The 20,819-nt window shown below is 32.0% G+C and carries 21 protein-coding genes and 2 pseudogenes; 21 read left to right on the top strand and 2 right to left on the bottom strand.

What is annotated here, in order from left to right:
* Positions 1 to 672 carry a ThiF family adenylyltransferase gene (locus MOV50_RS10655; protein ID WP_321777888.1) on the top strand — a complete coding sequence of 224 codons (672 nt, stop codon included), beginning with the start codon at positions 1 to 3 and terminating at the stop codon, positions 670 to 672.
* Here the strand turns inward: MOV50_RS10655 and MOV50_RS10650 are convergent.
* On the bottom strand, positions 662 to 1,141 hold the full coding sequence (locus MOV50_RS10650; protein ID WP_321777887.1) for a c-type cytochrome: 480 nt from the start codon (positions 1,139 to 1,141) through the stop codon (positions 662 to 664). The genes MOV50_RS10655 and MOV50_RS10650 overlap by 11 nt on opposite strands.
* A 95-nt stretch (positions 1,142 to 1,236) precedes the next feature.
* Here MOV50_RS10650 and MOV50_RS10645 point away from each other — a divergent pair.
* The 17 genes and pseudogenes from MOV50_RS10645 (at position 1,237) to MOV50_RS10565 (ending at position 13,572) form a co-directional block, all read left to right on the top strand.
* Positions 1,237 to 2,380 (top strand): annotated as a pseudogene (locus MOV50_RS10645) (succinyldiaminopimelate transaminase).
* Positions 2,370 to 2,882, top strand: coding sequence for a hypothetical protein (locus tag MOV50_RS10640; RefSeq protein WP_321777886.1), 513 nt, complete (start codon positions 2,370 to 2,372; stop codon positions 2,880 to 2,882). The pseudogene MOV50_RS10645 and the gene MOV50_RS10640 overlap by 11 nt, the downstream one beginning before the upstream one ends.
* Complete coding sequence (murC, locus tag MOV50_RS10635) at positions 2,879 to 4,192, top strand: UDP-N-acetylmuramate--L-alanine ligase (protein ID WP_321777885.1); 1,314 nt, start codon at positions 2,879 to 2,881, stop codon at positions 4,190 to 4,192. The genes MOV50_RS10640 and murC overlap by 4 nt, the downstream gene beginning before the upstream one ends.
* Before the next feature lies 1 nt (position 4,193).
* Positions 4,194 to 4,523 (top strand): hypothetical protein, encoded by a 330-nt coding sequence (locus MOV50_RS10630; protein WP_321777884.1) that lies wholly within the window; start codon positions 4,194 to 4,196, stop codon positions 4,521 to 4,523.
* Between the two features lie 4 nt (positions 4,524 to 4,527).
* Positions 4,528 to 6,732, top strand: coding sequence for an endonuclease MutS2 (locus tag MOV50_RS10625; RefSeq protein ID WP_321777883.1), 2,205 nt, complete (start codon positions 4,528 to 4,530; stop codon positions 6,730 to 6,732).
* Between the two features lie 199 nt (positions 6,733 to 6,931).
* Complete coding sequence (locus MOV50_RS10620) at positions 6,932 to 7,240, top strand: thioredoxin family protein (protein ID WP_321777882.1); 309 nt, start codon at positions 6,932 to 6,934, stop codon at positions 7,238 to 7,240.
* On the top strand, positions 7,237 to 7,674 hold the full coding sequence (locus MOV50_RS10615) for a hypothetical protein (protein ID WP_321777881.1): 438 nt from the start codon (positions 7,237 to 7,239) through the stop codon (positions 7,672 to 7,674). The genes MOV50_RS10620 and MOV50_RS10615 overlap by 4 nt, the downstream gene beginning before the upstream one ends.
* A gap of 18 nt (positions 7,675 to 7,692) precedes the next feature.
* On the top strand, positions 7,693 to 8,127 hold the full coding sequence (locus MOV50_RS10610) for a thioredoxin family protein (protein ID WP_321777880.1): 435 nt from the start codon (positions 7,693 to 7,695) through the stop codon (positions 8,125 to 8,127).
* Positions 8,127 to 8,567, top strand: coding sequence for a hypothetical protein (locus MOV50_RS10605; RefSeq protein ID WP_321777879.1), 441 nt, complete (start codon positions 8,127 to 8,129; stop codon positions 8,565 to 8,567). The genes MOV50_RS10610 and MOV50_RS10605 overlap by 1 nt, the downstream gene beginning before the upstream one ends.
* Positions 8,560 to 9,294: an aminoacetone oxidase family FAD-binding enzyme gene (locus MOV50_RS10600; RefSeq protein ID WP_321777878.1), complete on the top strand. Its 735-nt coding sequence runs from the start codon at positions 8,560 to 8,562 to the stop codon at positions 9,292 to 9,294. The genes MOV50_RS10605 and MOV50_RS10600 overlap by 8 nt, the downstream gene beginning before the upstream one ends.
* On the top strand, positions 9,248 to 9,766 hold the full coding sequence (locus tag MOV50_RS10595) for an NAD(P)/FAD-dependent oxidoreductase (protein ID WP_321779664.1): 519 nt from the start codon (positions 9,248 to 9,250) through the stop codon (positions 9,764 to 9,766). The genes MOV50_RS10600 and MOV50_RS10595 overlap by 47 nt, the downstream gene beginning before the upstream one ends.
* Before the next feature lie 30 nt (positions 9,767 to 9,796).
* The gene (locus tag MOV50_RS10590) at positions 9,797 to 10,486 is read left to right on the top strand and encodes a response regulator transcription factor (RefSeq protein WP_321777877.1); all 690 of its coding nucleotides are present in this window, start codon (positions 9,797 to 9,799) and stop codon (positions 10,484 to 10,486) included.
* Between the two features lie 9 nt (positions 10,487 to 10,495).
* Entirely contained in the window at positions 10,496 to 11,050 is a 555-nt protein-coding gene (locus MOV50_RS10585; protein WP_321777876.1) for a LemA family protein, read from the top strand.
* A 3-nt stretch (positions 11,051 to 11,053) separates the two neighbouring features.
* The gene (locus MOV50_RS10580) at positions 11,054 to 11,440 is read left to right on the top strand and encodes a hypothetical protein (RefSeq protein ID WP_321777875.1); all 387 of its coding nucleotides are present in this window, start codon (positions 11,054 to 11,056) and stop codon (positions 11,438 to 11,440) included.
* Positions 11,368 to 12,015 (top strand): DUF3137 domain-containing protein, encoded by a 648-nt coding sequence (locus tag MOV50_RS10575; RefSeq protein ID WP_321779663.1) that lies wholly within the window; start codon positions 11,368 to 11,370, stop codon positions 12,013 to 12,015. The genes MOV50_RS10580 and MOV50_RS10575 overlap by 73 nt, the downstream gene beginning before the upstream one ends.
* Positions 12,012 to 12,782 (top strand): EI24 domain-containing protein, encoded by a 771-nt coding sequence (locus tag MOV50_RS10570; protein ID WP_321777874.1) that lies wholly within the window; start codon positions 12,012 to 12,014, stop codon positions 12,780 to 12,782. Before MOV50_RS10575 ends, MOV50_RS10570 begins: the two co-directional genes overlap by 4 nt.
* Positions 12,772 to 13,572, top strand: a complete 801-nt coding sequence (locus MOV50_RS10565; RefSeq protein ID WP_321777873.1) for a paraquat-inducible protein A — start codon at positions 12,772 to 12,774, stop codon at positions 13,570 to 13,572. Before MOV50_RS10570 ends, MOV50_RS10565 begins: the two co-directional genes overlap by 11 nt.
* A 3-nt stretch (positions 13,573 to 13,575) precedes the next feature.
* Here the strand turns inward: MOV50_RS10565 and MOV50_RS10560 are convergent.
* Positions 13,576 to 15,656, bottom strand: a pseudogene (locus MOV50_RS10560) (ATP-dependent helicase).
* 123 nt (positions 15,657 to 15,779) lie between these two features.
* Here MOV50_RS10560 and MOV50_RS10555 point away from each other — a divergent pair.
* The 3 genes from MOV50_RS10555 (at position 15,780) to MOV50_RS10545 (ending at position 20,810) form a co-directional block, all read left to right on the top strand.
* The gene (locus tag MOV50_RS10555) at positions 15,780 to 16,598 is read left to right on the top strand and encodes a GGDEF domain-containing protein (protein WP_321777872.1); all 819 of its coding nucleotides are present in this window, start codon (positions 15,780 to 15,782) and stop codon (positions 16,596 to 16,598) included.
* Positions 16,599 to 16,663: 65 nt separating this feature from the next.
* A complete protein-coding gene (locus MOV50_RS10550) occupies positions 16,664 to 19,267 on the top strand; it encodes a valine--tRNA ligase (protein WP_321777871.1) in 2,604 nt (867 codons plus the stop codon).
* Positions 19,268 to 19,271: 4 nt separating this feature from the next.
* Positions 19,272 to 20,810: a SulP family inorganic anion transporter gene (locus MOV50_RS10545; RefSeq protein WP_321777870.1), complete on the top strand. Its 1,539-nt coding sequence runs from the start codon at positions 19,272 to 19,274 to the stop codon at positions 20,808 to 20,810.
* The last annotated feature ends 9 nt before the right edge of the window (positions 20,811 to 20,819 follow it).

Raw genomic sequence — 20,819 nt, 5'->3', positions numbered from 1 at the left:
ATGATGAAATATTTCCATCGCCAAGTTCAACTTTGGGGCGAAGAAACACAACAAAGTTTACAAACAAAAAAAATAGCCGTTATTGGCTCAGGTGGACTTGGAAGTTCTTTAGCATTTGCACTTGGAGCTAGTGGTATTGGTGAAATTCATATGGTTGATTTTGATGAAGTTTCTTTGCACAATATCCATAGACAAATAGCTTTTAAAGTTGGTGATGAAGGCAAAAATAAAGCTAAAATAAATGCCGAACTTATAGAAGCTAGATGTCCTTATGTAAAAGCTATTGCTCATGAATGTAACTTTGAAGAGTGGAGCAAAAAGAACATAGAAGTTGATTTAATCATAGATGCTACTGACAATCTTCCAACTCGCGGAGATATAAATACCTATGCAAAAAGCATAAATATGCCTTGGTTATATGGAAGTGTTGAGGCTTTTCATGGGCAAGTTTGTTTCATAGATGAGTCTTCTTTTACAGACGCTTTTAAAATCATCAAAAAAACTCCAGCAGGAATCGCAGCACCAATAGTTATGCATATAGCATCTCTACAAGCAAACTTGGCACTTCGATTTTTAGCTGGACTAAGTGTTAAAAAAGATATGCTTTATTACCTCTTTTTTAACGAAGACGGAGAGTTAATAACTCAAAAATTTGGACTTCCTAAAGCTTAGAAATATACTCTCCAAGGGCTTTGATTTGTCCATCATCTAACTTAGATGCTTGACCTTTCATGATGCTCTTCATAGCTCCACCATAAGTTCCATCTTTATATCCATTTAATGAATCAGTAACTTGGACTACACTCCAACCTTGAATCAGCTTTGACTTACCAAGAGCTGGTTTATCTCCATTTGCACCATGACAAGCTGAACAACTTTTATATAATGCCCCAGCATCTATAGATGCCACTACTTCTTTTACCTCAGATTCAGGAGCAGGCTTCATTATTTTTTGAACTAAAACAGCTTGTGGAGTTACAGCAGTTTTTACTTCAGCGATTTTAACTTCAGCAACTTTTTGTACTTCTGCAACTTTAACTTCAGCGACTTTTTGTACTTCAACCTTTTTTACTTCTTTTTTCGCATCTTCACTACAGCCAACTAGCAAAAGTGCTAAGACTACACAAACTGTTATTTTCATATTTAAATCCTTGTATTTTCAACACAGTATATCGTTAAAGTGCTTCTAATGCTTTTAAAGATATAATAACGCGATTATAATAAGGCTTAAACACTATGATATTCCAACCATATCCATTTGAAAAATTAAACGATTTATTAAAAAATATAAAAATAAATAATAACTATGATGCTTCTATTTTAACTATAGGTGAACCGCAATTTGAAACTCCTAAATTTATTCAAAAAGCTCTTAGCGAAAACTCCGATTTACTTAAAAAATATCCAAAAACTTCTGGTGAAACATCACTCAGAACTGCTCAAATAGATTTTTTTCAAAAAAAGGTTTGGTGTTGATTTAAAAGATGAACAAATTATTCCTACTTTTGGAACTCGTGAAGTGCTTTTTAACTTTCCTCAATTTTTACTATTTGACAAAGAAAATTCAACTATCGCTTTTCCAAATCCTTTTTATCAGATTTATGAAGGTGCAGCGATTGCTACAAAATCAAAAACAATTTATCTAAATCTAGATGCTAGTAATAATTTTAAACCAATAATCAAAGAAGATGAGTTAAAACAATGTGATTTAGTCATCTTAAACTTTCCAAATAACCCAACAACATCTACACTTAGTCTTGATGAACTTGGGGAATGGGTTTACTTAAGTTTAAAACATAACTTTGTTTTACTAAACGATGAGTGTTATAGCGAACTGTATACTGGTGAAAAAATCCACTCTTTACTTGAAGCATCGTTGCATGTTGGAAATACAAACTTTAAAAATATTTTAGTCATAAACTCTATCTCAAAACGCTCATCTGCACCAGGTCTTCGTTCAGGCTTTATAGCAGGAGATGAAAACATATTAAAAGAGTATATGAAGTACAGAACTTATATCGGTTGTGCTTCTCCTCTTCCTCTTCAAAGTGCAGCGGCAGTTGCTTGGAGTGATGAAGAACATGTGAAACTATCAAGAGAAATTTATAAAAAGAACTTTGAAATTGCAAAAGAAATACTAAAAATAGAAATTCCAAAAGCAACTTTTTATATCTGGTTAAAAGTTGATAAATCCATAGAATTTACAAAAAAACTTTACCAAAATTACAATGTAAAAGTTCTTCCTGGTGAATTTTTAGCAAGAACAGATGCTAATGGTAAAAATCCAGGAAAAGGTTTTATAAGAATCGCTTTAGTTGAGAATGAAGATAAAACAAGAAATGCTCTAAAAAGAATCAAGGAATGTTTAGATGCCAATTAATACAGACCAATTAAAAAGTAAAATCCTAGAAGCACAAACAAATTCTGATATAGCTTCTCTTTATATTCTTGAAGAAAAAGCATCTGAAATGTTTGATGAAGATACACTTGGTGCTTTTTATACAAATATTTTAGATATGGCACTAGAAAGATTAACAGATGCCCTAGAGGCTCCAAGAAAAATGGATCTAAATGAAGTTCAAGATTTTGCAACGCTAAGAGCTTTATATGAGTATGCGATGGAGTATTATCACGCAAACAACATCAAAGATGCATCTGCTCTTTTTGAAGTTCTTAGTGGTTTATCAAATGATGAAAAATTCTCTTCTGCTTTAAAGTTCCACTGGATAGCGTCTAAAGAAAATCTATCTTTAGACGATTTTATGGATAAGCTTGCAGATATGGATGCAACTCAAAACGCAGGTACATTTTACATAAGTGCTTTTACAAAAGAGGCACAAAAATTGCTTGATAAGTCCCAAATAAAGGGAGAGCAAGTATGAGAATTCATTTTATTGGAATCGGTGGGATTGGTATTTCAGGACTAGCACAATATATGCACTTTAAAGGTCATAATATTAGTGGTTCAGATATTTCAGATACTGTAATTACAAAAAAACTTCGTGATTTAGGTATCGAAGTTACAGTTCCTCATAGCGGGGATGCTATAAACTCTCAAGATTTAGTTATTCACTCAGCTATCATTCGTCCTGACAATCCAGAAATAGTAGCAGCAAAAGCTAAAGGCATAAAAGTTTTAGCTCGTCGCGAGGCATTGCTTCAAATCTTAGACACGGCTAAGGTTTACTCTGTTGCAGGTGCTCACGGTAAAAGCACTACAACAGCTATACTAACCGCTATCATGGACGGCTCAGCTATTATCGGTGCAGAGTCTAAAGCATTTGGCTCAAATGTAAGATATGACGAACTAAGTGATGTGTTGCTATTTGAAGCTGATGAAAGTGATGGAAGTTTTATCAACTCAAATCCTCATTGTGCAATAGTTATCAATGCTGAACCTGAGCATATGGAATATTATGATTATAATTATGAGCGTTTTTATGATTCATACAAAACATTTATAAAATCAGCTCCTTATCGTGTTTTAAATGCAGAAGACCCATTTTTAGCAACCCTAATAGATGATGTTGAAGCAAATTGGCTTTACCCTAGCAAAGATATCACAAATATTGATTTTGTTTTAGTAGATGATGAGCCACATACAAAATTTACCCTAAGAGATTTAGGCTCATTTAAAGTGTGGGGCTTTGGAAAACATATAGCCCTAGATGCGGCTTTAGCAATACTTGCAGCAAAAGAGTCTATGGATATAGAAGTTATAAGAGAAAAACTTTTAACTTTCAAAGGTATTAAAAAACGCTTTGACATAGTTGGAGCAGAAGATGGAAGCGTAATCATTGATGATTATGGACATCACCCAACAGAGATAAAAGCAACTTTTGAGTCTGTAAAAGAGTATGCAAATCTTAAAGGTTTTGATAAGATTACAGCTATTTGGCAACCACATAAATACTCAAGAACTATTGATAATCTTGATGCATTTATCAAATGTTTTGAAGGTGTACAAGAACTTATTATCTTACCTGTTTGGTCTGCTGGAGAAGCAACTAGAGAGATTGACTTTAAAGAAAAATTTAAACAATACAACTTAACAATGGCAGATACTATAAAAAGAGCAAACAATACAATTACAATCATAAAAGACAAAGAAAATTTAAAAACTCTTGACAAAGGTCTTATCATAGGCTTTGGTGCGGGAGATATAACTTATCAAATAAGAGGAACAGGTTAGTATGGCTTATATTGCAGGACTAGTAATAGTAGGGTTTTTCTTTTTAGCCCTACACTATTTTACAGAACTTACAAAAAAACAAAAAATGCTTATTACTATTGTTATTTTAGCAGTTGTTCTAAGTGCTATCTCATTTAACACATATAGCAATTCTCAAAGAGATAAAATGTTAACCGTTGTAATGAAATTTAATCAAAACAAAACCGTAAAATGTAATGGCATCGATGTAGATAACAAAAACTACACTATAAGCATCGGAACATACACTTTCATTGGGAAAGAAAACACTCAAAACTATGGACAGATGATTAGCGCTTCTAGTTGTGAGTAGTTAATTGTCTAAACTAGACTTACTGATAACCCAACTTGACTTAAATGAGCATATAGAACAATTTAAAAGCTTTTTCTCGCGTGATAGTAGCCTTTTTATTGAAGGTGACCAAGAACTTCATTTTCGTTTTATAAAAGCACTTGATAAGGTAGAGTTTAAAGCACCTCCAAAAGTAGCAGATTTTACAAATATTAAAGGGCATCTAAAAAAGCGTGGTGTTTTAAGATTTGAGCAAATATTTGAGATTATTAAAATTGTAAGATATTTTCGTTACTTTAAAAAACGTGAACTAGATGGAATCATCGGAGAGTGGATGAGTAAGTTTGTAGTTGATGCAAAGTTCACAGAAGTGGAAAAATACTTTACAGCAGATGGAAGATTTGAAGAAAATCTTGATGAAACACTTTTTGGATTAAGCAAAAGGATTCAAGAACATAAAAACAACATGAGTGGCTCACTTAAAAGAATGATGTCAAGTCCAAAACTAAGTTCTTACTTAGTAGATACTCAGGTTCACTTAATAAATAATGAAGAGTGTCTTTTAGTGCGTGGAGGGTTCAACCATGTGTTAAAAGGTGCTTTACTTGGAAGAAGTACCGCGGGATTTTTTTATGTTTCACCTGATTCTATCTTAAAGGCAAAAGAACAAATACGCTTTATACAACAAGAAAGAGAAGCGATTTTCTACACTTATGCTAAAGAGTTTTCTACAAAATTAGGTGAATTACAAGCATTTATAAGCTTTATAGATAAAGAGTTTACTAAATTTGACAACTATCAGGCAAGAGTTCTTTTTGCAAGAAGTAAAAACCTTCAACTTATAAAGTCAAAAAAAGATTCTAAAATAGTTTTACACAACTTTATACACCCTGCCCTTCACAAACCAAAACCAGTTATAGTTGACTTTAGTAAAAATATTCTTATGGTTACTGGAGTAAATGCTGGTGGTAAGACTATGCTTTTAAAGTCTATCTTAGCGGCTTCATTTATGGCTAAATATATTATCCCTATGGGTATAAATGAAAATAAATCTCACATCGGCTCATTTAAAAATATCCTTGCAATCATAGACGACCCACAAAATGTTAAAAATGACATCTCTACTTTTGCTGGTAGGATGCAAGAGTTTTCTCGCATCTTTGAGTTTAAATCTGCCCTAGTTGGCATAGATGAAATAGAACTCGGAACAGATAGTGACGAGGCAGCGGCACTATTTAAAGTTATACTTGATGACCTAATAAAAAGAGGTCAAAAGGTTGTAGTCACAACACATCACAAGCGTCTTGCCGCTCTTATGGCAGATAGAGATGATGTAGAACTTATGGCAGCTCTTTATGATGAAGAGTTAAGAGTTCCTACCTATGAGTTTATGCAAGGCATCATCGGTAAAAGTTATGCCTTTGAAACTGCAAGTAGATATGGCATCTCAAACACTCTTGTAAAAGAAGCAAAAAGTGTATATGGTGACAATAGTGAAAAGTTGAATCTTCTTATAGAAAGAGGCTCACAGTTAGAAAGAGAGTTAAAACAAAAGCATAAAAAAGTGGATGATAAACTTGAAAGCATAAGACTTAAAGAGTTAGACCTAAAACAACTAAAAGAAAGTATATTTTTAGAATTAAATGAGCAAAAAAGTACTTTAAAAAACAATTATGCCGTTGCGATAAACGAAGCAAAAATCGCTGCAAAAGCTGGAGATACCAAAGCTATACATCGTGCAATGGACAAAGCAAATAAAAAACTGCCCCAAGAGGACAAAGCAAAAGAGATAAGAGAAATCAACTTTAGAGTAGGTCAAGAAGTAAAATATCACTCTAAAAAAGGCGTCATTATCTCAATGAGAGATAAAAAAGATGCAACTATTGAAATAGAAGGAATGAGAGTTAGAGTTAAAACTCAACACTTAAAACCAACAAAAATCATAAAACAAAAACCAACTACAAACATCAAACTAAATGTAGAAAAAAAAGCTGGTTTAAAATGTGACCTTCATGGACTCAGAGCAGATGAAGCAACAGAAGTTTTAGATAAGTTTCTCTCAGATGCGCTTATATCTGGTTGGGACGAGGTTATAGTTTACCATGGCATAGGAACTGGAAAACTATCTTATGCAGTTAAAAACTTTTTGATTGCTCACCCTAGAGTTAAAAAATTTGATGATGCACCACAACACCTTGGCGGATTTGGAGCTAAAATAATCACTCTTTAAACTACATATTTTAATATATATTGTGTTAATATTACACTATCACATTTTAAAGAGAACGGATGAAAATACTTATAACCTTACTACTATTATTTACTCTAGCAAATGCCGCAAAAAATCGACAAATTTGCTTTAGAAGTTGGCTACTTAAGAGATTATAACGCTGCTTTAAAAATAGCAAAAAAAACAGAATAAGCTCATCATGCTTGTAGTAGTTGGCGATTACTGCCCTTGGTGTAAAAAGTTTGAAAGAAAAGCATTAAAATCTTCTCTCATAAGAAAAAAAGTTAAAAAAGATTTTATTGCTGTTGTTGTTGACAACAAAAGAGATAAGGATAAATTTCCAAAAGAGTTTCACACTAAACTACTTCCAACAGTTTACTTCATAAACCCAAAAACTGAAGAAAAGGTTTTAAGAGTCTTAGGCTATGCAAAAAAAGATACTTTCGCACAGATGATGAATGAAGCAAAAAAAACATATACTTATAAATATAAAAAGAATAAGCTGTGAAATTTTTAGCAACACTTCTTTTTACATTTAGTACACTTTTTAGCGCAACTTACTTTTCACTTGATGATGTCAACTCTTTGCATCTACACATGTCTAATAAAGTAGAGTTTATGGATGAAAAACAAAAAGATACTCTAAAAAAAGATATAATTAGTAAGCTAAAAAAAGCTGGTTTTAAATTTGGAGAAGTTGATTCTGCTGCTTTTATTATTAAAATAAAATCTATTGAAATAGAAGATGGCGAAGTTGTACATATTAGTATCGCTCTTGGAGAAGATGTTTTGGCATCTAGAAAAGATGAGATAGATATCTTTGCTTTTACTTACTATACAGATGATTTAATAGAAGCAGATGAACCTTATGAAGAAACTCTAGATGCTATTAACAGTTTAATTTCAAAATTTATAAATGCTCATAAAGATGATAATGAGTAATAATTAAGGATAATAAACATGAAAATATTTATTTCATTACTTTTAATCTCAACCTTGGCTCTATCTGCTCAAATAGATGAGTTTGCATCTAAAGTTAAATATTCTAGAGATTACAACAGCTCTTTAAAAATAGCAAAAAAACAAAATAAATTAATAATGTTAGTTGTAGTCAGCGACTTTTGTCCTTGGTGTAAAAAGTTTGAGAGGAAAGCTTTAAGTTCTAATTTGATTAAAAATAAAGTAAAAAACAATCTTATTCCAATCATAATCAACAAAAACAAAGACAAAGGGAAGTACCCAGCAAAGTTTTACTCAAAACAGGTTCCAACTATCATATTTATAAATCCAAAAACAAATAAAAGAATTTATGAGGCTTTAGGTTATATGAAAAAAGATGATTTTATCCAAGAGATAGACACAGCTTTAAAAGCTTTTAACAAAGTACAGAAATAATGTTTAAGTTACTTTTTATCTCACTTATCACTTATAGTTCGCTCTTTAGTGCATCTTTTTTCACTCTCGATAATCTTGGTTCTTTAAAAATATATACCTCTTTAAAAGTAGATTATCTAAGTGTTAAACAAAAAGATGAAATAAAAAAGCTTCTTCATGCTAAACTTCAAAAAGCAGGCTTTAGCTTTGATAACACTGACCCAACTACTTTTATGCTTAAAATAGAAGCTATTGAAGTTGATGAATCACAAGTAATTTATGTCCAGATAGCTTTAGGAGAAGATGTGCAAACGCTTCGTAAAGGAAACATAAAAAGTTTTGCTTTTACCTATGTAGCAAATGATTTTATAGATTCGGAGGAACCTTATGTAGATACACTCGAATCTATAAACTTCTTGCTCTCAGAGTTCATAGAAGCTTATAAAGATGACAATGAATAAAAAAGTTGCCATCATAGGTGGTGGAGCATCTGGACTTCTTTGTGCAATCTTTTGTGCGAAAAACTCTTGTGATGTTTCTATCTATGAGCAAAATACCAAATGTGGCAAAAAGATTTTAGTTTCTGGAAATGGTCGCTGTAACATCACAAATAAAAACTTAAACACAAAAGATTATTTTGGAGAAAATCCTTCCTTTACCTTAGATGCTCTAAAGAGTTTTGGTTTTAAAGAATTTAGTGATTTTGCCTCTAGTATCGGTCTTTTACTTGAGGAAAAAGATGATGGTAGATGCTATCCTCTAAGTAACGAATCAAAAAGTGTTCTATCCCTTCTTCTTAAGTCAGCAACTAATCTTGGTGTTAAAATATTTACAGATAAAAAAGTAACCGATATCCAAAAAATATGTAAAGAGTATGACTCTGTTGTCATAGCTACTGGTTCACAAGCAGCCGAGCATCTAGGTGGTAATGATGATGGTTATAAGTTTGCAAAAGAGTTTGGACACAACATTGTTGATACCTATCCATCTTTAGTTCAACTGCATCTAAACTCAGCTATCGCTCACAAAATGAGTGGTGTTAAAACATTTGGCGAAGTTACTTTACTTATAAATAACAAAAAAGATATTTCAACTTCTGGAGATATTTTAATTTACCTCTTATGGTGTTTCTGGTTTTGCAATTTTAGATATTTCTCAAAGAGTAAGTGTAGCTTTGATGGAGTATAATAAGGTTGATATAAGCATAAATCTTCTTCCATCTTTTAATGCTCAAAAATTATCTTCTCACATATTAAAATTAAGTCAAAAGATGCCAAACTTTTTTGTTGTAGATATCTTAGTTGGTTTAGTTCCTCTTAAAATTGCTAAAGGCATACTTCAAAGTTTAAACATCAACATAGATGCCAAAGCAAAACATATCACTACTAAAGAGAGTAAAAAACTGGTAAATGAGATGCTAAACTGGCGTTTTGAAGTAAATGATACTCACGGTTTTCGTCATGCAGAAGTAAGTGGAGGGGGAGTTGATACAAACGAGATCAACCCTAAAACTATGGAATCTTTAAAAAAGAAAAATCTTTACTTTTGTGGAGAAGTTCTTGATGTTCTTGGAAAAAGAGGTGGTTATAACTTTGCCTTTGCTTGGGCTAGTGCTTATGTTTGCGCTAAAGATATAAGTCTAAAACAAAGAAGTAAATGATGAAGATGGAACAATGGTTAAGTTTAAACTATGAAAAGTGAACTAAAACTTTTATACGCAGAAGATGAAAAAATTATAAGAGAAAATTTTGTTGAAATTTTTAAAAGATATTTTAATAATATAGAAGTAGCTGCAAATGGAAAGATTGCCCTCGAACTTTATAAAAAAGGCAAATACGATATAGCTATACTTGATGTTTCCATGCCTCATATGAGTGGTTTAAATGTAGCTTCTACTATCAGACAAACAGATAATAAGCTCGAAATCATTATGCTTTCAGCCTTTGCTGACACAGAGAAACTTTTAAAAGCAATAAACTTACACCTATTTTCATATCTTGCTAAACCTGTAAAAATAGATGAGTTAGATGCAACACTTAAAAAAGTCATAGCAAAATTATCTAAAAATACTAAACTTATATTTAATGATTTTTATTCTTGGAATATAAAAGAAGAAGTCTTATACTATTTACTAGATGAAGTAAAACTATCTAAAAAAGAACACTATTTAGTTAAATTTTTAGTTAAAAATCCATATAAACATCATAGCTCTTGTGAAATCATGGAGGCAATCATGGATAAACCCACTAAATATGATACGAACTGCAATAATGTAACCCAACTCATTTCAAGATTTAAGAAAAAAATGTTAAAATCATACAACAAAGAGTACTTCTTCATAGATAATGTCTATGGATTAGGCTACAAAATAATTTCTTAGGATTCTTTCATGTCAATTCCCTTTATCATATTTTTAGTAATTGCAATAAATGTATTTTTTATGTACAACTCACTTGTTTCAAAGAAAAATCAAGTTCAAAATATCTTTGCAGGTTTAGATGCTGTACTTAAAAAACGCTATGACCTTATCCCAAATTTAGTTGCAACAGTAAGTAAATACATGGAGCATGAAAAATCACTTTTAAGTGAAGTCACAAAACTTCGAGCAGATGCAAATAAGCCAAATGTAAGTGATGAGCAGAAAATAGCATTAGATGCTAAAGTAAGTAGTGCTTTAGGCTCTATCATGGTCGCGGTTGAAAACTATCCTGAGTTAAAAGCAAATGAAAATGTTATGCACTTACAAGGTACTTTAAATGAGATAGAAGAGCAAATCTCAGCTGCTAGAAGAGCTTACAATCAAGCGGTTACTGATTATAACAACAAAATAGAGATGATTCCTTCAAACTTTATAGCTATGGCTATCGGATACAAAAGAAAAGAAGTTTTTAATATCCCAGATGCTCAAAGAGAAAACATTAATGTAAAAGAGCTTTTCAACTAATATATGAAAACAGCAAGTGAACTAACTGATTTTTACTATGAAACTCTATACCCAACACTCCAAGAGTTAGAAAAAGATAGAAAAAACTTAAGATATAGAATTGTTATCGTCGGTGTTGTTTTTTCGCTTATTTGTCTTGTTTTAATTTTTTTATTATCTTCTTTTATACAGCAAAGTCCTGATATTCTTATATTTATTGGTGTTGGTTATATGGGTATTGGCGGTTTTATATATAAGTTTCTCATAAAAGATTATACAAGTGAGTTTAAACAAAAAGTTATAAAACCTCTTATTGGTGCTATTGACTCCAGTTTGTCATATCAAGTAGCATCCATGTTCCACAAAGAATTTTTGAGCGTTCAGATCTGTTTTCACAGCCTGATAGAATAAGTGGAAATGATTATGTAAGAGGTAATATAGATGCAACTAAGATAGAATTTTCCGATATTCATGCAGAAAAAAGACATAAAAATTCAAAAGGACATGAGAGTTGGAGTACTATTTTTCAAGGGCTTTTTATAGTTGCTGAGTTTAACAAACATTTTCATGCTAAAACTATTATACTTCCAGACACAGCACAAAACACCTTTGGAGATTTGATAGGAAACTGGCTTCAATCAAACAATTTTTCAAGAGATGAACTTGTAAAAATGGATGATAATAACTTTGAAAAAGAGTTTGTAGTTTACTCAGACGACCAAATAGAAGCAAGATATATACTTTCGCATTCACTTATGAAAAAACTACTTGATTTTAAACATAAATCAAAATATCCACTATATATATCGTTTGTAGGCACTCATATTCATTTAGCTATTTACTACGATAAAGACCTTTTTGAGCCAACTGTATTTCGTTCACTTTTAAACTATAAAATAGCAATGGAGTATGTAAAAACTCTTCACCTAGCCATAGGCATAGTAGATGAGCTAAAACTAAATCAAAAACTTTGGAGTAAAAGATGATAATACAAAGTGTAAAAGACTTACTAACACCAAAAATGCTTAAATACTCAATAGTACCATTTGTACTTACTTTAGTAGTTATGTATGTTCTATTTTTTATCATTGCTGGGATTGGCGTTGATCAACTAGGAGAAATGTCTATTCACTCAAGTCAAACAACGATGCAAAACGGAATTCCTCATACTGAGAGTTTTGATACTATGATTCAAGGAACTGCAATCATTCAGTTTTTGATGAGTTATGCCATTACTTCATGGATAGCAACCTTTCTCATCTATGCGCTTGGTAGTTTTGCTGTTCTTTATATGTCTATTTTTATAGCCGTTATTGTTATAGGGTTTTTAACACCTTTTGTTTTAAAAGAACTTCAATCAAGACATTATAGAGATATTGAAATGATGGGATATTCAAATATTTTTGAGGCTATATTTTTAGTATTTAAATGGGCAGTTATCATGTTACTTCTTTTTATACTTTTGGTGCCTTTTTATTTTATACCACTTGTTAATCTTGTAGCTTTTAATCTACCACTATACTACTTCTTTCATAAAATGATAACCTATGATATAGCCTCAAATATCTGCACAAAAGAAGAAGATAAACAAATAAAATACTTTCGTGGAAGTAGCATAAAATTTAAAACATTAATTTTATATCTTCTGTCACTGATTCCATTTGTTATATTTTTTGGTGCAATATTTTATGTGATATATTTAGGTCATACATATTTTATTGAAGTTAGAAAAATTCGTCATAATGAACACTAAAAACCTTTCCGCAGGTATATTATCTGCAATTTTAGTTTTAGTAATCGCTTTTATGGCATCACAAGCATACTTTTTTTCTATAAAGTATGACAAAGAGATGGCTTCTCACGCTCAAAACTATAAAATAGAAAATAAAATAGACCACTATATACAAAAAACAAATAATGTAATACAAGATTACTTTTTTGAATATATAAGTGGCGAAACCAAAGAGCAAAAACCACAAGAGTTATCAAAAATAAATAAAGAAAAAACACAACTCTATACAACACTTTATTTTATAGCTTTAGGAGTATTACTACTTACATACTTTTTTTCTTCAAAAGAAATTTTTATAGTATCAATTCTAAGTGCTGCTCTTATTTCTTGGTTTGTTGGTATATTTGCACCAATTATGACAGTTGAAATTTTTAAAGATTTACCAATTTTTGGATTCACTATATTTAAGTACGAGTCAAAAGGGATTTGGAGTACAGTTGAGAAACTATGGATTTTACAAAACTATTTTTTAGCTGTTGTAATTACACTATTTAGTATCGCTATACCTATTATTAAAACTATATCACTTTACTTTAGTGTTCTTATGAAGATAAATATTAAATATATAGATTTTATTACAAAATGGTCAATGGCAGATGTATTTATTGTCTCTTTACTGCTTACAAATCTATCTCTTAGTGTCGATGAATTTACAAATGCAGAAGTTCAAATAGCTATTTACTTTTTTTGTACCTATGTTGTACTTTCTATATTATCGTCATATATAATAATAAAAGAGAGGGAGAAGTAAAACTCACTCTTCTTCCTTGTCTAACTCTTTTAAAACTAAGGCTCTATAAGCTTCATCTTTTGGAACAAGCCCCGCTTCATATAAAAACTGAGATGGCATAAAGTTTATCTTCTTTATTTTGTCATACTTAGCAAAACTAAGATATAAAATATCTTTTGCACGAGTTACAGACACATAAAAAAGTCGCCTTTCTTCATCTAAAGAGCCACCTCTTTGCATAAGTTTTCTGTTTGGAAATCTTCCATCCATCAAGTCAATCACATAAACTTCTTTATACTCTAAGCCCTTAGATGCATGAACACTTAAAAGATTTACACCCTCTCCTTGAGTTAAATCTGAAGAGCCTAAAATCATAGCGTTTAAAAATCTTTCATGTTGTGAGTATGGTTTTGACAACTCTTCTAAAAGCATCATTTTTCTACTTATGCGACTTAGTGACTCTGTCTTTTGCTTCTCATCTATGGAGCCATCTTTTAACTGCGCTCGTTTGTTTGATAAAATCTCAAATATATACTTAAACATCGCAGATGCTGCAATTTTTTTCACTATGGTTCTTGGTTGCTTTATACCTTTTAAGTCTTTATATAAAAGATAAAAATCATGTAAAAAACTTGCACTATCTTTTGTTAGTTTTGGATGTTTTAAGATTGGATTTTTCATAAACTTAGGAGTAAACTCTAATCTTGCAAATTTTCCAACAGCACCAAGCTCTAAAAATTCATCAAAAAGTCCAAGTTGATGATTTAGTTTTCTTTTCTCAAATGGATTTTTAATAGACTCATCAGGAGCAAATAGACCATAGAATATACTACCATGTCCTAATGTTTTAAGTGCTATAAACAACTCTTTTGCCATAGCACTACCGATACCCTTTGCAAACTCAAAAAGATGAATAAATGCCATCATATCTGACTCATTTACTAAAAGAGTGTAAAAATCTAAAACTGCTTTAACCTCTTTTGAGTCAAAAAAACTTGTCCCGCCTTTTCTTTTGCATGGAATGTTTAACTCTCTTAAACCAACTTCAACACCATCTGCTGAGGAATTATTTCTAAAGATAACTGCTATATCTTCATGTGGAGTTTGAGTATCTCGTATCTTTGCCGCAAGTGCATGGTACTGGTCAAAAAGCTCATCAAAAGCCAAAAGAGTTGGAGCTTTTGCAACTTCTGTTCTTGTTACTTCTAACTCTTTTGGATAGATGCGTTCGTTATATTCTATTACTTTTGTTGCAAGAGAAAGTATAGGTAAACTTGAACGATAGTTTTTTGTAAGAGTATGCACTACTGCCTCTGGATATTTGGTAGCAAAAGAGCCAATTATAGAAATATCTGCACCATTAAAAGCATAGATGCTCTGGTCATAATCTCCAACACAAAAGAGTGATGGTGGATTCATAGCATCTATTAGTGTTCCTTGAAGAGCATTTGTATCTTGATACTCATCTACCAAAACTTCTTTATACCCCAAGTCATTATTTTGACAAATTTTTCTAAAATTTATAAGTAAATCATTGAAATTTAAAAAACCATATTCACTCTTTAAAGCTTCAAACTCATCTATAACATCTGCATATATCAAAGCAAAAAGTTCATGTTCAGGGTAAGTTTCTATCATCCAATCTTCAAAATGCAAACTTAGTTCTGTATTTTGATAAAAAGAGTAAATATCATAAAGGTAATTTCCTCCATAAGGAGCTATTTCCGCACCGATATGCTCAAAAGAACGCTTTTCAAAAACACTTCTAAAAAGTGTTTTTAGCTCTCTTTGTTGTTTTAAAATTACTTTTTATTTTGTTTTTTTAACCATCTGTAACTAACTGCATGAAAAGTTCCTGCATCTATCTTAGATGCTACATCTTTTCCAAAAAGTTCTGCCACACGAGATACCATCTCTGCAGCAGCTTTATTTGTAAAAGTAAGAAGTAAAATCTCTTGGGGTTTAATATTTGAGTTTAAAAGATGAGCAATTCGTCCAACAATAGTAGAAGTTTTTCCCGTTCCAGCAGATGCGATTATCAAGTTTTGAGATGATTGTGAAGTTGCTGCTTTGAACTGTTGTTCATTTAGACGAGATAATGGCAAGTAGTATTCTCCTACATAATTTAAGAGTGTGATTATAGCGGTATAGATTTAGAAGTGCCTTTAAAGTGTTATTCAACTAAATTAGAGGATAATTGCAGAACAATTTATATATATGAGAATTACATGAATAATAATGAAACTTTAAAAATTATCTCTAACGAAACAAAAAACTCTATTGATCAACTTAAGATTGTAACGCCTAGCATCTACGCATCTATATTTTCTAAGTTTGCACTTGAGCATAAAGTTGATTTAGATGATGAAAGTAAGTTTGCAAAAGAATTAATGATTATGGAGTGTTCAAACTTAACAAACATGCAAACACAAGCTTCAAAAAATGCTCGTAAATTAAGTGAAAATGCTGACAAAGCCATCAACGCCATAAAAGAAAAAGATGAAGAAATACTAAATGAAGTTCTAAAAGAAGCAAAATCACTTAGGAGGGAAGTTGAAAAACTAAAAGAATCTATTTACAAAGATGAACTGACACATACTTACAACAGAAAGTGGCTTCACGACAACCTCTTAAAAGAAGATTCATCTTCTTTTAAAGAAGCTGGAACTATTGCTATGATTGATTTAAATTATTTTAAAATCATAAATGACACTTATGGACATGTTGTAGGCGATAAAGTTCTTATATATATAGCCAACCAACTCAAAAAAACAAGATATACTGTTATAAGGTTTGGTGGTGATGAATTTATAATAATATATCCAAAAAACATATCTGATTCTAAGGCAACTTCCAATCTAAATAGAATAAGAGAAGATATTATTTCTAAAAAACTAAAATCACATAACTCATCTTTTCATGTAAGCTTTTCACTTGGAGTAACGGAGTTTAAAGTTGATGATGATATAAATGAAATAATCGCAAAAGCAGATAAAGAGATGTATGAAGATAAAAAACAAATCAAAAAAAGAGTTACTGGCATCTAAGTAACTTTTCACTACATTTTAGATATAATCGCGAAATTTTAAATAGACAATTTTAAGGCGATTATATGTCAAGCAACAGCTACGAACCTAGCAAAATAGAGAATAAGTTTTACCAAATATGTGAAGATAGAAACTATTTTGAGATAGATGGTAATAAGGCCATTCAAGAAGATGGAAAAAATTTCTCAATAATGATGCCACCTCCAAATGTTACCGGTCGTTTACACATAGGTCATGCTCTTACATTCACACTACAAGATATTATAACTCGCTTTAAACGAATGGACGGATACAAAACTCTTTGGCAACCTGGAACTGATCACGCAGGAATAGCTACTCAAAATGTTGTAGAAAAACAACTTTTAGCAGAGGGTACAACAAAAGAAGAACTTGGTCGTGAGAAATTTTTAGAACGCGCTTGGGCTTGGAAAGAAGAGTCAGCTGGAATCATGACAGACCAACTTCGTAAAATGGGAGTTACTCCTGCTTGGGAGAGAGAACGATTTACTATGGATGAAGGCTTGCAAAAGTCTGTAAAAGAAGCCTTTGTAAAACTTTACGATGAAGGTCTTATAATTCGCGGAAATTACATGGTAAACTGGTGTACTCATGATGGAGCTTTAAGTGACATTGAAGTAGAGCATGAAGATACTAATGGAAAGTTTTACCATATCAAGTACCCTTTTGCAAATGGAAGTGGACATGTTGAAGTTGCAACTACACGACCAGAAACATACTTTGGTGATACTGCTGTAATGGTTCATCCTAAGGATGAGCGTTACAAAAGCCTTATTGGTAAAAAAATTAAATTACCTCTATTAGACAGAGAAGTAGTTATTATCGCTGATGAGCATGTTGATATGGATTTTGGTACTGGTGTTGTTAAAGTTACTCCTGCACATGATCAAAATGACTACGAAGTTGGAAAACGACATAACTTAGAGTTCATTACAGTTTTTGATGAAAAGGGTATTTTAAATGATTATGCTGCTGAATTTAAAGGTTTAGATAGATTAAAAGCTCGCCAAATCATAGTTGATAGACTTGAAGAAGAAGGCTTTATAGTTAAGATAGAAGACCATAAACATCAAGTTGGGCACTGTTACAGATGTAAAAGTGTTGTTGAGCCTTATATCTCTAAACAATGGTTTTTGAAAAAAGAATTAGCTGATAAATCTATAGTAAAAACAAATGCAGGTGAAGCTACATTTTTTCCTCCTCACTGGATAAACTCTTACAACTCTTGGATGGGTGAACTTCGTGACTGGTGTATTTCTCGTCAGCTTTGGTGGGGACATCAGATTCCTGTTTTTTACTGCGATAATTGTGAGCATGAATTTGCATCTTTAGATGAAAATCCATCATCTTGCCCTAAATGTGCAAGTGAAAATATAACTCAAGACCCTGATGTACTTGACACTTGGTTTTCTTCTGCTTTATGGCCATTTTCTACTCTTGGTTGGGGTCAAGATGAACAAAAAGATATGAAAGATTTTTATCCTAACACTCTTTTAATCACAGGTTTTGATATTCTTTTCTTCTGGGTAGCTAGAATGATGATGATGGGTGAACACTTTAATGCTCAACTTCCATTTAACCATATTTATCTACACGCTCTTGTTCGAGATGAAAAAGGTGACAAGATGAGTAAGTCAAAGGGTAATGTTATTGACCCTCTTGATATGGTAAACAAATACTCTGCTGATATTTTACGCTTTACTCTTGCTATCTCTGCTGCTCAAGGTCGTGATATTCGTATGAGTACAGAAAAATTAGAGCAAAATCGTAACTTTACAAACAAGCTTTATAATGCATCTAAATATTTACAAATGAATGAAAAGACTTTTCCAGACTTAAAAAGCTTTTGCCTTAAAACTGACCTTGGAAAGTATATGGCATCTAGACTAAACTTTGCAACAAAAGAAGTTCGCGCTTATTTAGAAGAGTACAAATTTAACGATGCAGCTTTAGTTATGTATCGCTTTTTATGGAATGAATTTTGTGATTGGGGCATTGAACTTAGTAAAGCAGATAAAGCATCTATCATAGAACTTGGAGCAATCTTTAAAGAAGCTATGAAACTACTTCATCCGTTCATGCCATTTATTACCGAGTATCTTTACCATGAATTATCTGGAACAACTCTAGAAAATAGTGATTCTATTATGATTATGTCTTATCCAACAAAAACAAAAAAACGAAAAGAAGAAAAGACTTTTGAAATTATCATGGATGCTATTGTTTCGATTAGAAGAGCAAAAGTGCTTGTTGATTTAGCAAACCAAAAGATAGCCAAAGCATTTGTTAAAATTGACAATATTTCAGATAAAGAAAAAGAAATGATGCTTCCTTTTATCACAAGACTTGCAAAAGTTGAAGTTTTAGAATTTTCGCAGACTAAAGTAGAAAACTCGGTAAGTGACATCGCTAATTTGTGTGAAACTTTTATACCAACCGATTCAATTGACTTGAGTTCAATCATCGCTAAGTTAACTAAACAAGACGAGAAGTTGCAAAAAGAGATTGGCAAACTAAACGGTATGCTAAATAATGAAAAATTTGTAGCAAATGCTCCTCAAGATGTTTTAGAAAAAAACAGAACTCTGCTATCAGATGCACAATCAAAACAAAAAAAAGTTTTAGAGCAGTTAAGCTCACTAAAGGGTTAAGTAGTTGTTTGATTTAAAAAAATACTCTAACGGTAATATTAAAAATGATATTTTATCTGGTTTAGTTGTTGCTGTTGCTCTTGTTCCTGAAGCTATTGCTTTTAGTTTCATCGCTGGAGTTAGTCCTATTGTTGGACTTTATACTGCTTTCATATTAGGACTTATTACCTCTCTTATTGGTGGTAAAGCGGGAATGGTTTCGGGAGCCACAGGAGCAGTCGCCATTGTTTTTGTAGGACTTGGACTTGAAACAACAGCACTTATGCAAGCTCAAGGCTTAAGTAAAGATGCCATTGCTATGGGTGTTTTAAATCATATTCTTCTTGCCACTGTTGTTGCAGGGCTTATTCAAATTGGCATCGGGGCTTTAAAACTTGGTAAGTTTATTCGCCTCGTTCCAACTCCCGCAATTCATGGTTTTGTTAATGGTCTTGCTATAGTTATTGCAACTGCTCAGTTTAAGTTTTTTGAAGGGCAAGGGTATATGATGTATATTTTAGTTCTCATAACAATGTTTATTATGTATATACTTCCAAGATACACAAAAGTTGTTCCTGCTGGTCTAGTTGCTATAATCTTTGTAACCTTAGGAGTTTACCTTACAAATGCCGATACTTTACTTCTTAGTGGTTTAGATGACATGAGTAAATATGCTGGTCAACTTCCAACTTTTGGTGTTCCTTATTATCTTTTTAGTCTAGATGCTATTATTTTAGTTCTGCCTTTCGCTGTTATAGTTGCACTTGTTGGTATCATAGAATCTCTTCTTACATTATCTGTTTTAGATGAGTTAAGCAATACTCGTGGGTCTGCTAACAAAGAGTGTATAGCTCAAGGAACTGGTAATATTACTTGTGGTTTCTTTGGTGGTATGGCTGGTTGTGCTATGATTGGACAAAGTATCATCAACTACACTTCTGGTGGTATTGGTAGGCTTTCATCTTTTGTTGCTGCCGTAGGTTTAATCATCTTAGTTGTTTCTATGAGTAGCGTGTTAAACACTATCCCTGTTGCTGTTTTAATTGGTATCATGTTTATGGTAAGTATAGGTACTTTTGAATGGTCTAGTTTTTCTCGCATAAGTCGTATGCCAAAAACAGATGCTTTTGTAATGGTAACAGTAACTCTTATAACTGTTGTTGAAGACTTAGCAGTTGCTGTGATTGCAGGTGTGATTATCTCTGCTCTTGCTTTTGCTTGGAAACATGCAAAAATATTCTCACGCGTTCACACAGAAGAAGATGGAACTCGAGTTTATGAGCTTGATGGTCCACTATTTTTTGGTAGTGCTACAACATTTGCAGACAACTTTGATATACCAAATGACCCTCAAAAAGTTGTGATAGACTTTAAAGATGCTAGAGTGATGGATGCTTCTGGTGTTGAAGCCGTAGATGCCATTACTAAAAAATATGAAGATGCTGGGAAAAATTTACTTCTTAGACATTTGTCTGCTGATTGTAAAGTTATACTGAAAAAAGCTGGTCCTCATTGTTCTTACGAAGAAGATGACCCAACTTATAAAGTAGCATACAACTATTAAAAATTTAAG

The sequence above is a fragment of the Sulfurimonas sp. genome (genome assembly GCF_029027585.1).
Lineage (GTDB): Bacteria > Campylobacterota > Campylobacteria > Campylobacterales > Sulfurimonadaceae > Sulfurimonas.
This window is presented reverse-complemented; position numbering and strand designations above follow the sequence as displayed.

Bases quoted from the DNA above. Each gene is read 5' to 3' on its own strand.
- MOV50_RS10655 (WP_321777888.1), top strand. From the start codon at position 1: ATGATGAAATATTTCCATCGCCAAGTTCAACTTTGGGGCGAAGAAACA.
- MOV50_RS10650 (WP_321777887.1), bottom strand. From the start codon at position 1,141: ATGAAAATAACAGTTTGTGTAGTCTTAGCACTTTTGCTAGTTGGCTGT.
- MOV50_RS10640 (WP_321777886.1), top strand. From the start codon at position 2,370: ATGCCAATTAATACAGACCAATTAAAAAGTAAAATCCTAGAAGCACAA.
- murC (WP_321777885.1), top strand. From the start codon at position 2,879: ATGAGAATTCATTTTATTGGAATCGGTGGGATTGGTATTTCAGGACTA.
- MOV50_RS10630 (WP_321777884.1), top strand. From the start codon at position 4,194: ATGGCTTATATTGCAGGACTAGTAATAGTAGGGTTTTTCTTTTTAGCC.
- MOV50_RS10620 (WP_321777882.1), top strand. From the start codon at position 6,932: ATGCTTGTAGTAGTTGGCGATTACTGCCCTTGGTGTAAAAAGTTTGAA.
- MOV50_RS10610 (WP_321777880.1), top strand. From the start codon at position 7,693: ATGAAAATATTTATTTCATTACTTTTAATCTCAACCTTGGCTCTATCT.
- MOV50_RS10605 (WP_321777879.1), top strand. From the start codon at position 8,127: ATGTTTAAGTTACTTTTTATCTCACTTATCACTTATAGTTCGCTCTTT.
- MOV50_RS10600 (WP_321777878.1), top strand. From the start codon at position 8,560: ATGAATAAAAAAGTTGCCATCATAGGTGGTGGAGCATCTGGACTTCTT.
- MOV50_RS10590 (WP_321777877.1), top strand. From the start codon at position 9,797: ATGAAAAGTGAACTAAAACTTTTATACGCAGAAGATGAAAAAATTATA.
- MOV50_RS10585 (WP_321777876.1), top strand. From the start codon at position 10,496: ATGTCAATTCCCTTTATCATATTTTTAGTAATTGCAATAAATGTATTT.
- MOV50_RS10580 (WP_321777875.1), top strand. From the start codon at position 11,054: ATGAAAACAGCAAGTGAACTAACTGATTTTTACTATGAAACTCTATAC.
- MOV50_RS10570 (WP_321777874.1), top strand. From the start codon at position 12,012: ATGATAATACAAAGTGTAAAAGACTTACTAACACCAAAAATGCTTAAA.
- MOV50_RS10565 (WP_321777873.1), top strand. From the start codon at position 12,772: ATGAACACTAAAAACCTTTCCGCAGGTATATTATCTGCAATTTTAGTT.
- MOV50_RS10555 (WP_321777872.1), top strand. From the start codon at position 15,780: ATGAATAATAATGAAACTTTAAAAATTATCTCTAACGAAACAAAAAAC.
- MOV50_RS10550 (WP_321777871.1), top strand. From the start codon at position 16,664: ATGTCAAGCAACAGCTACGAACCTAGCAAAATAGAGAATAAGTTTTAC.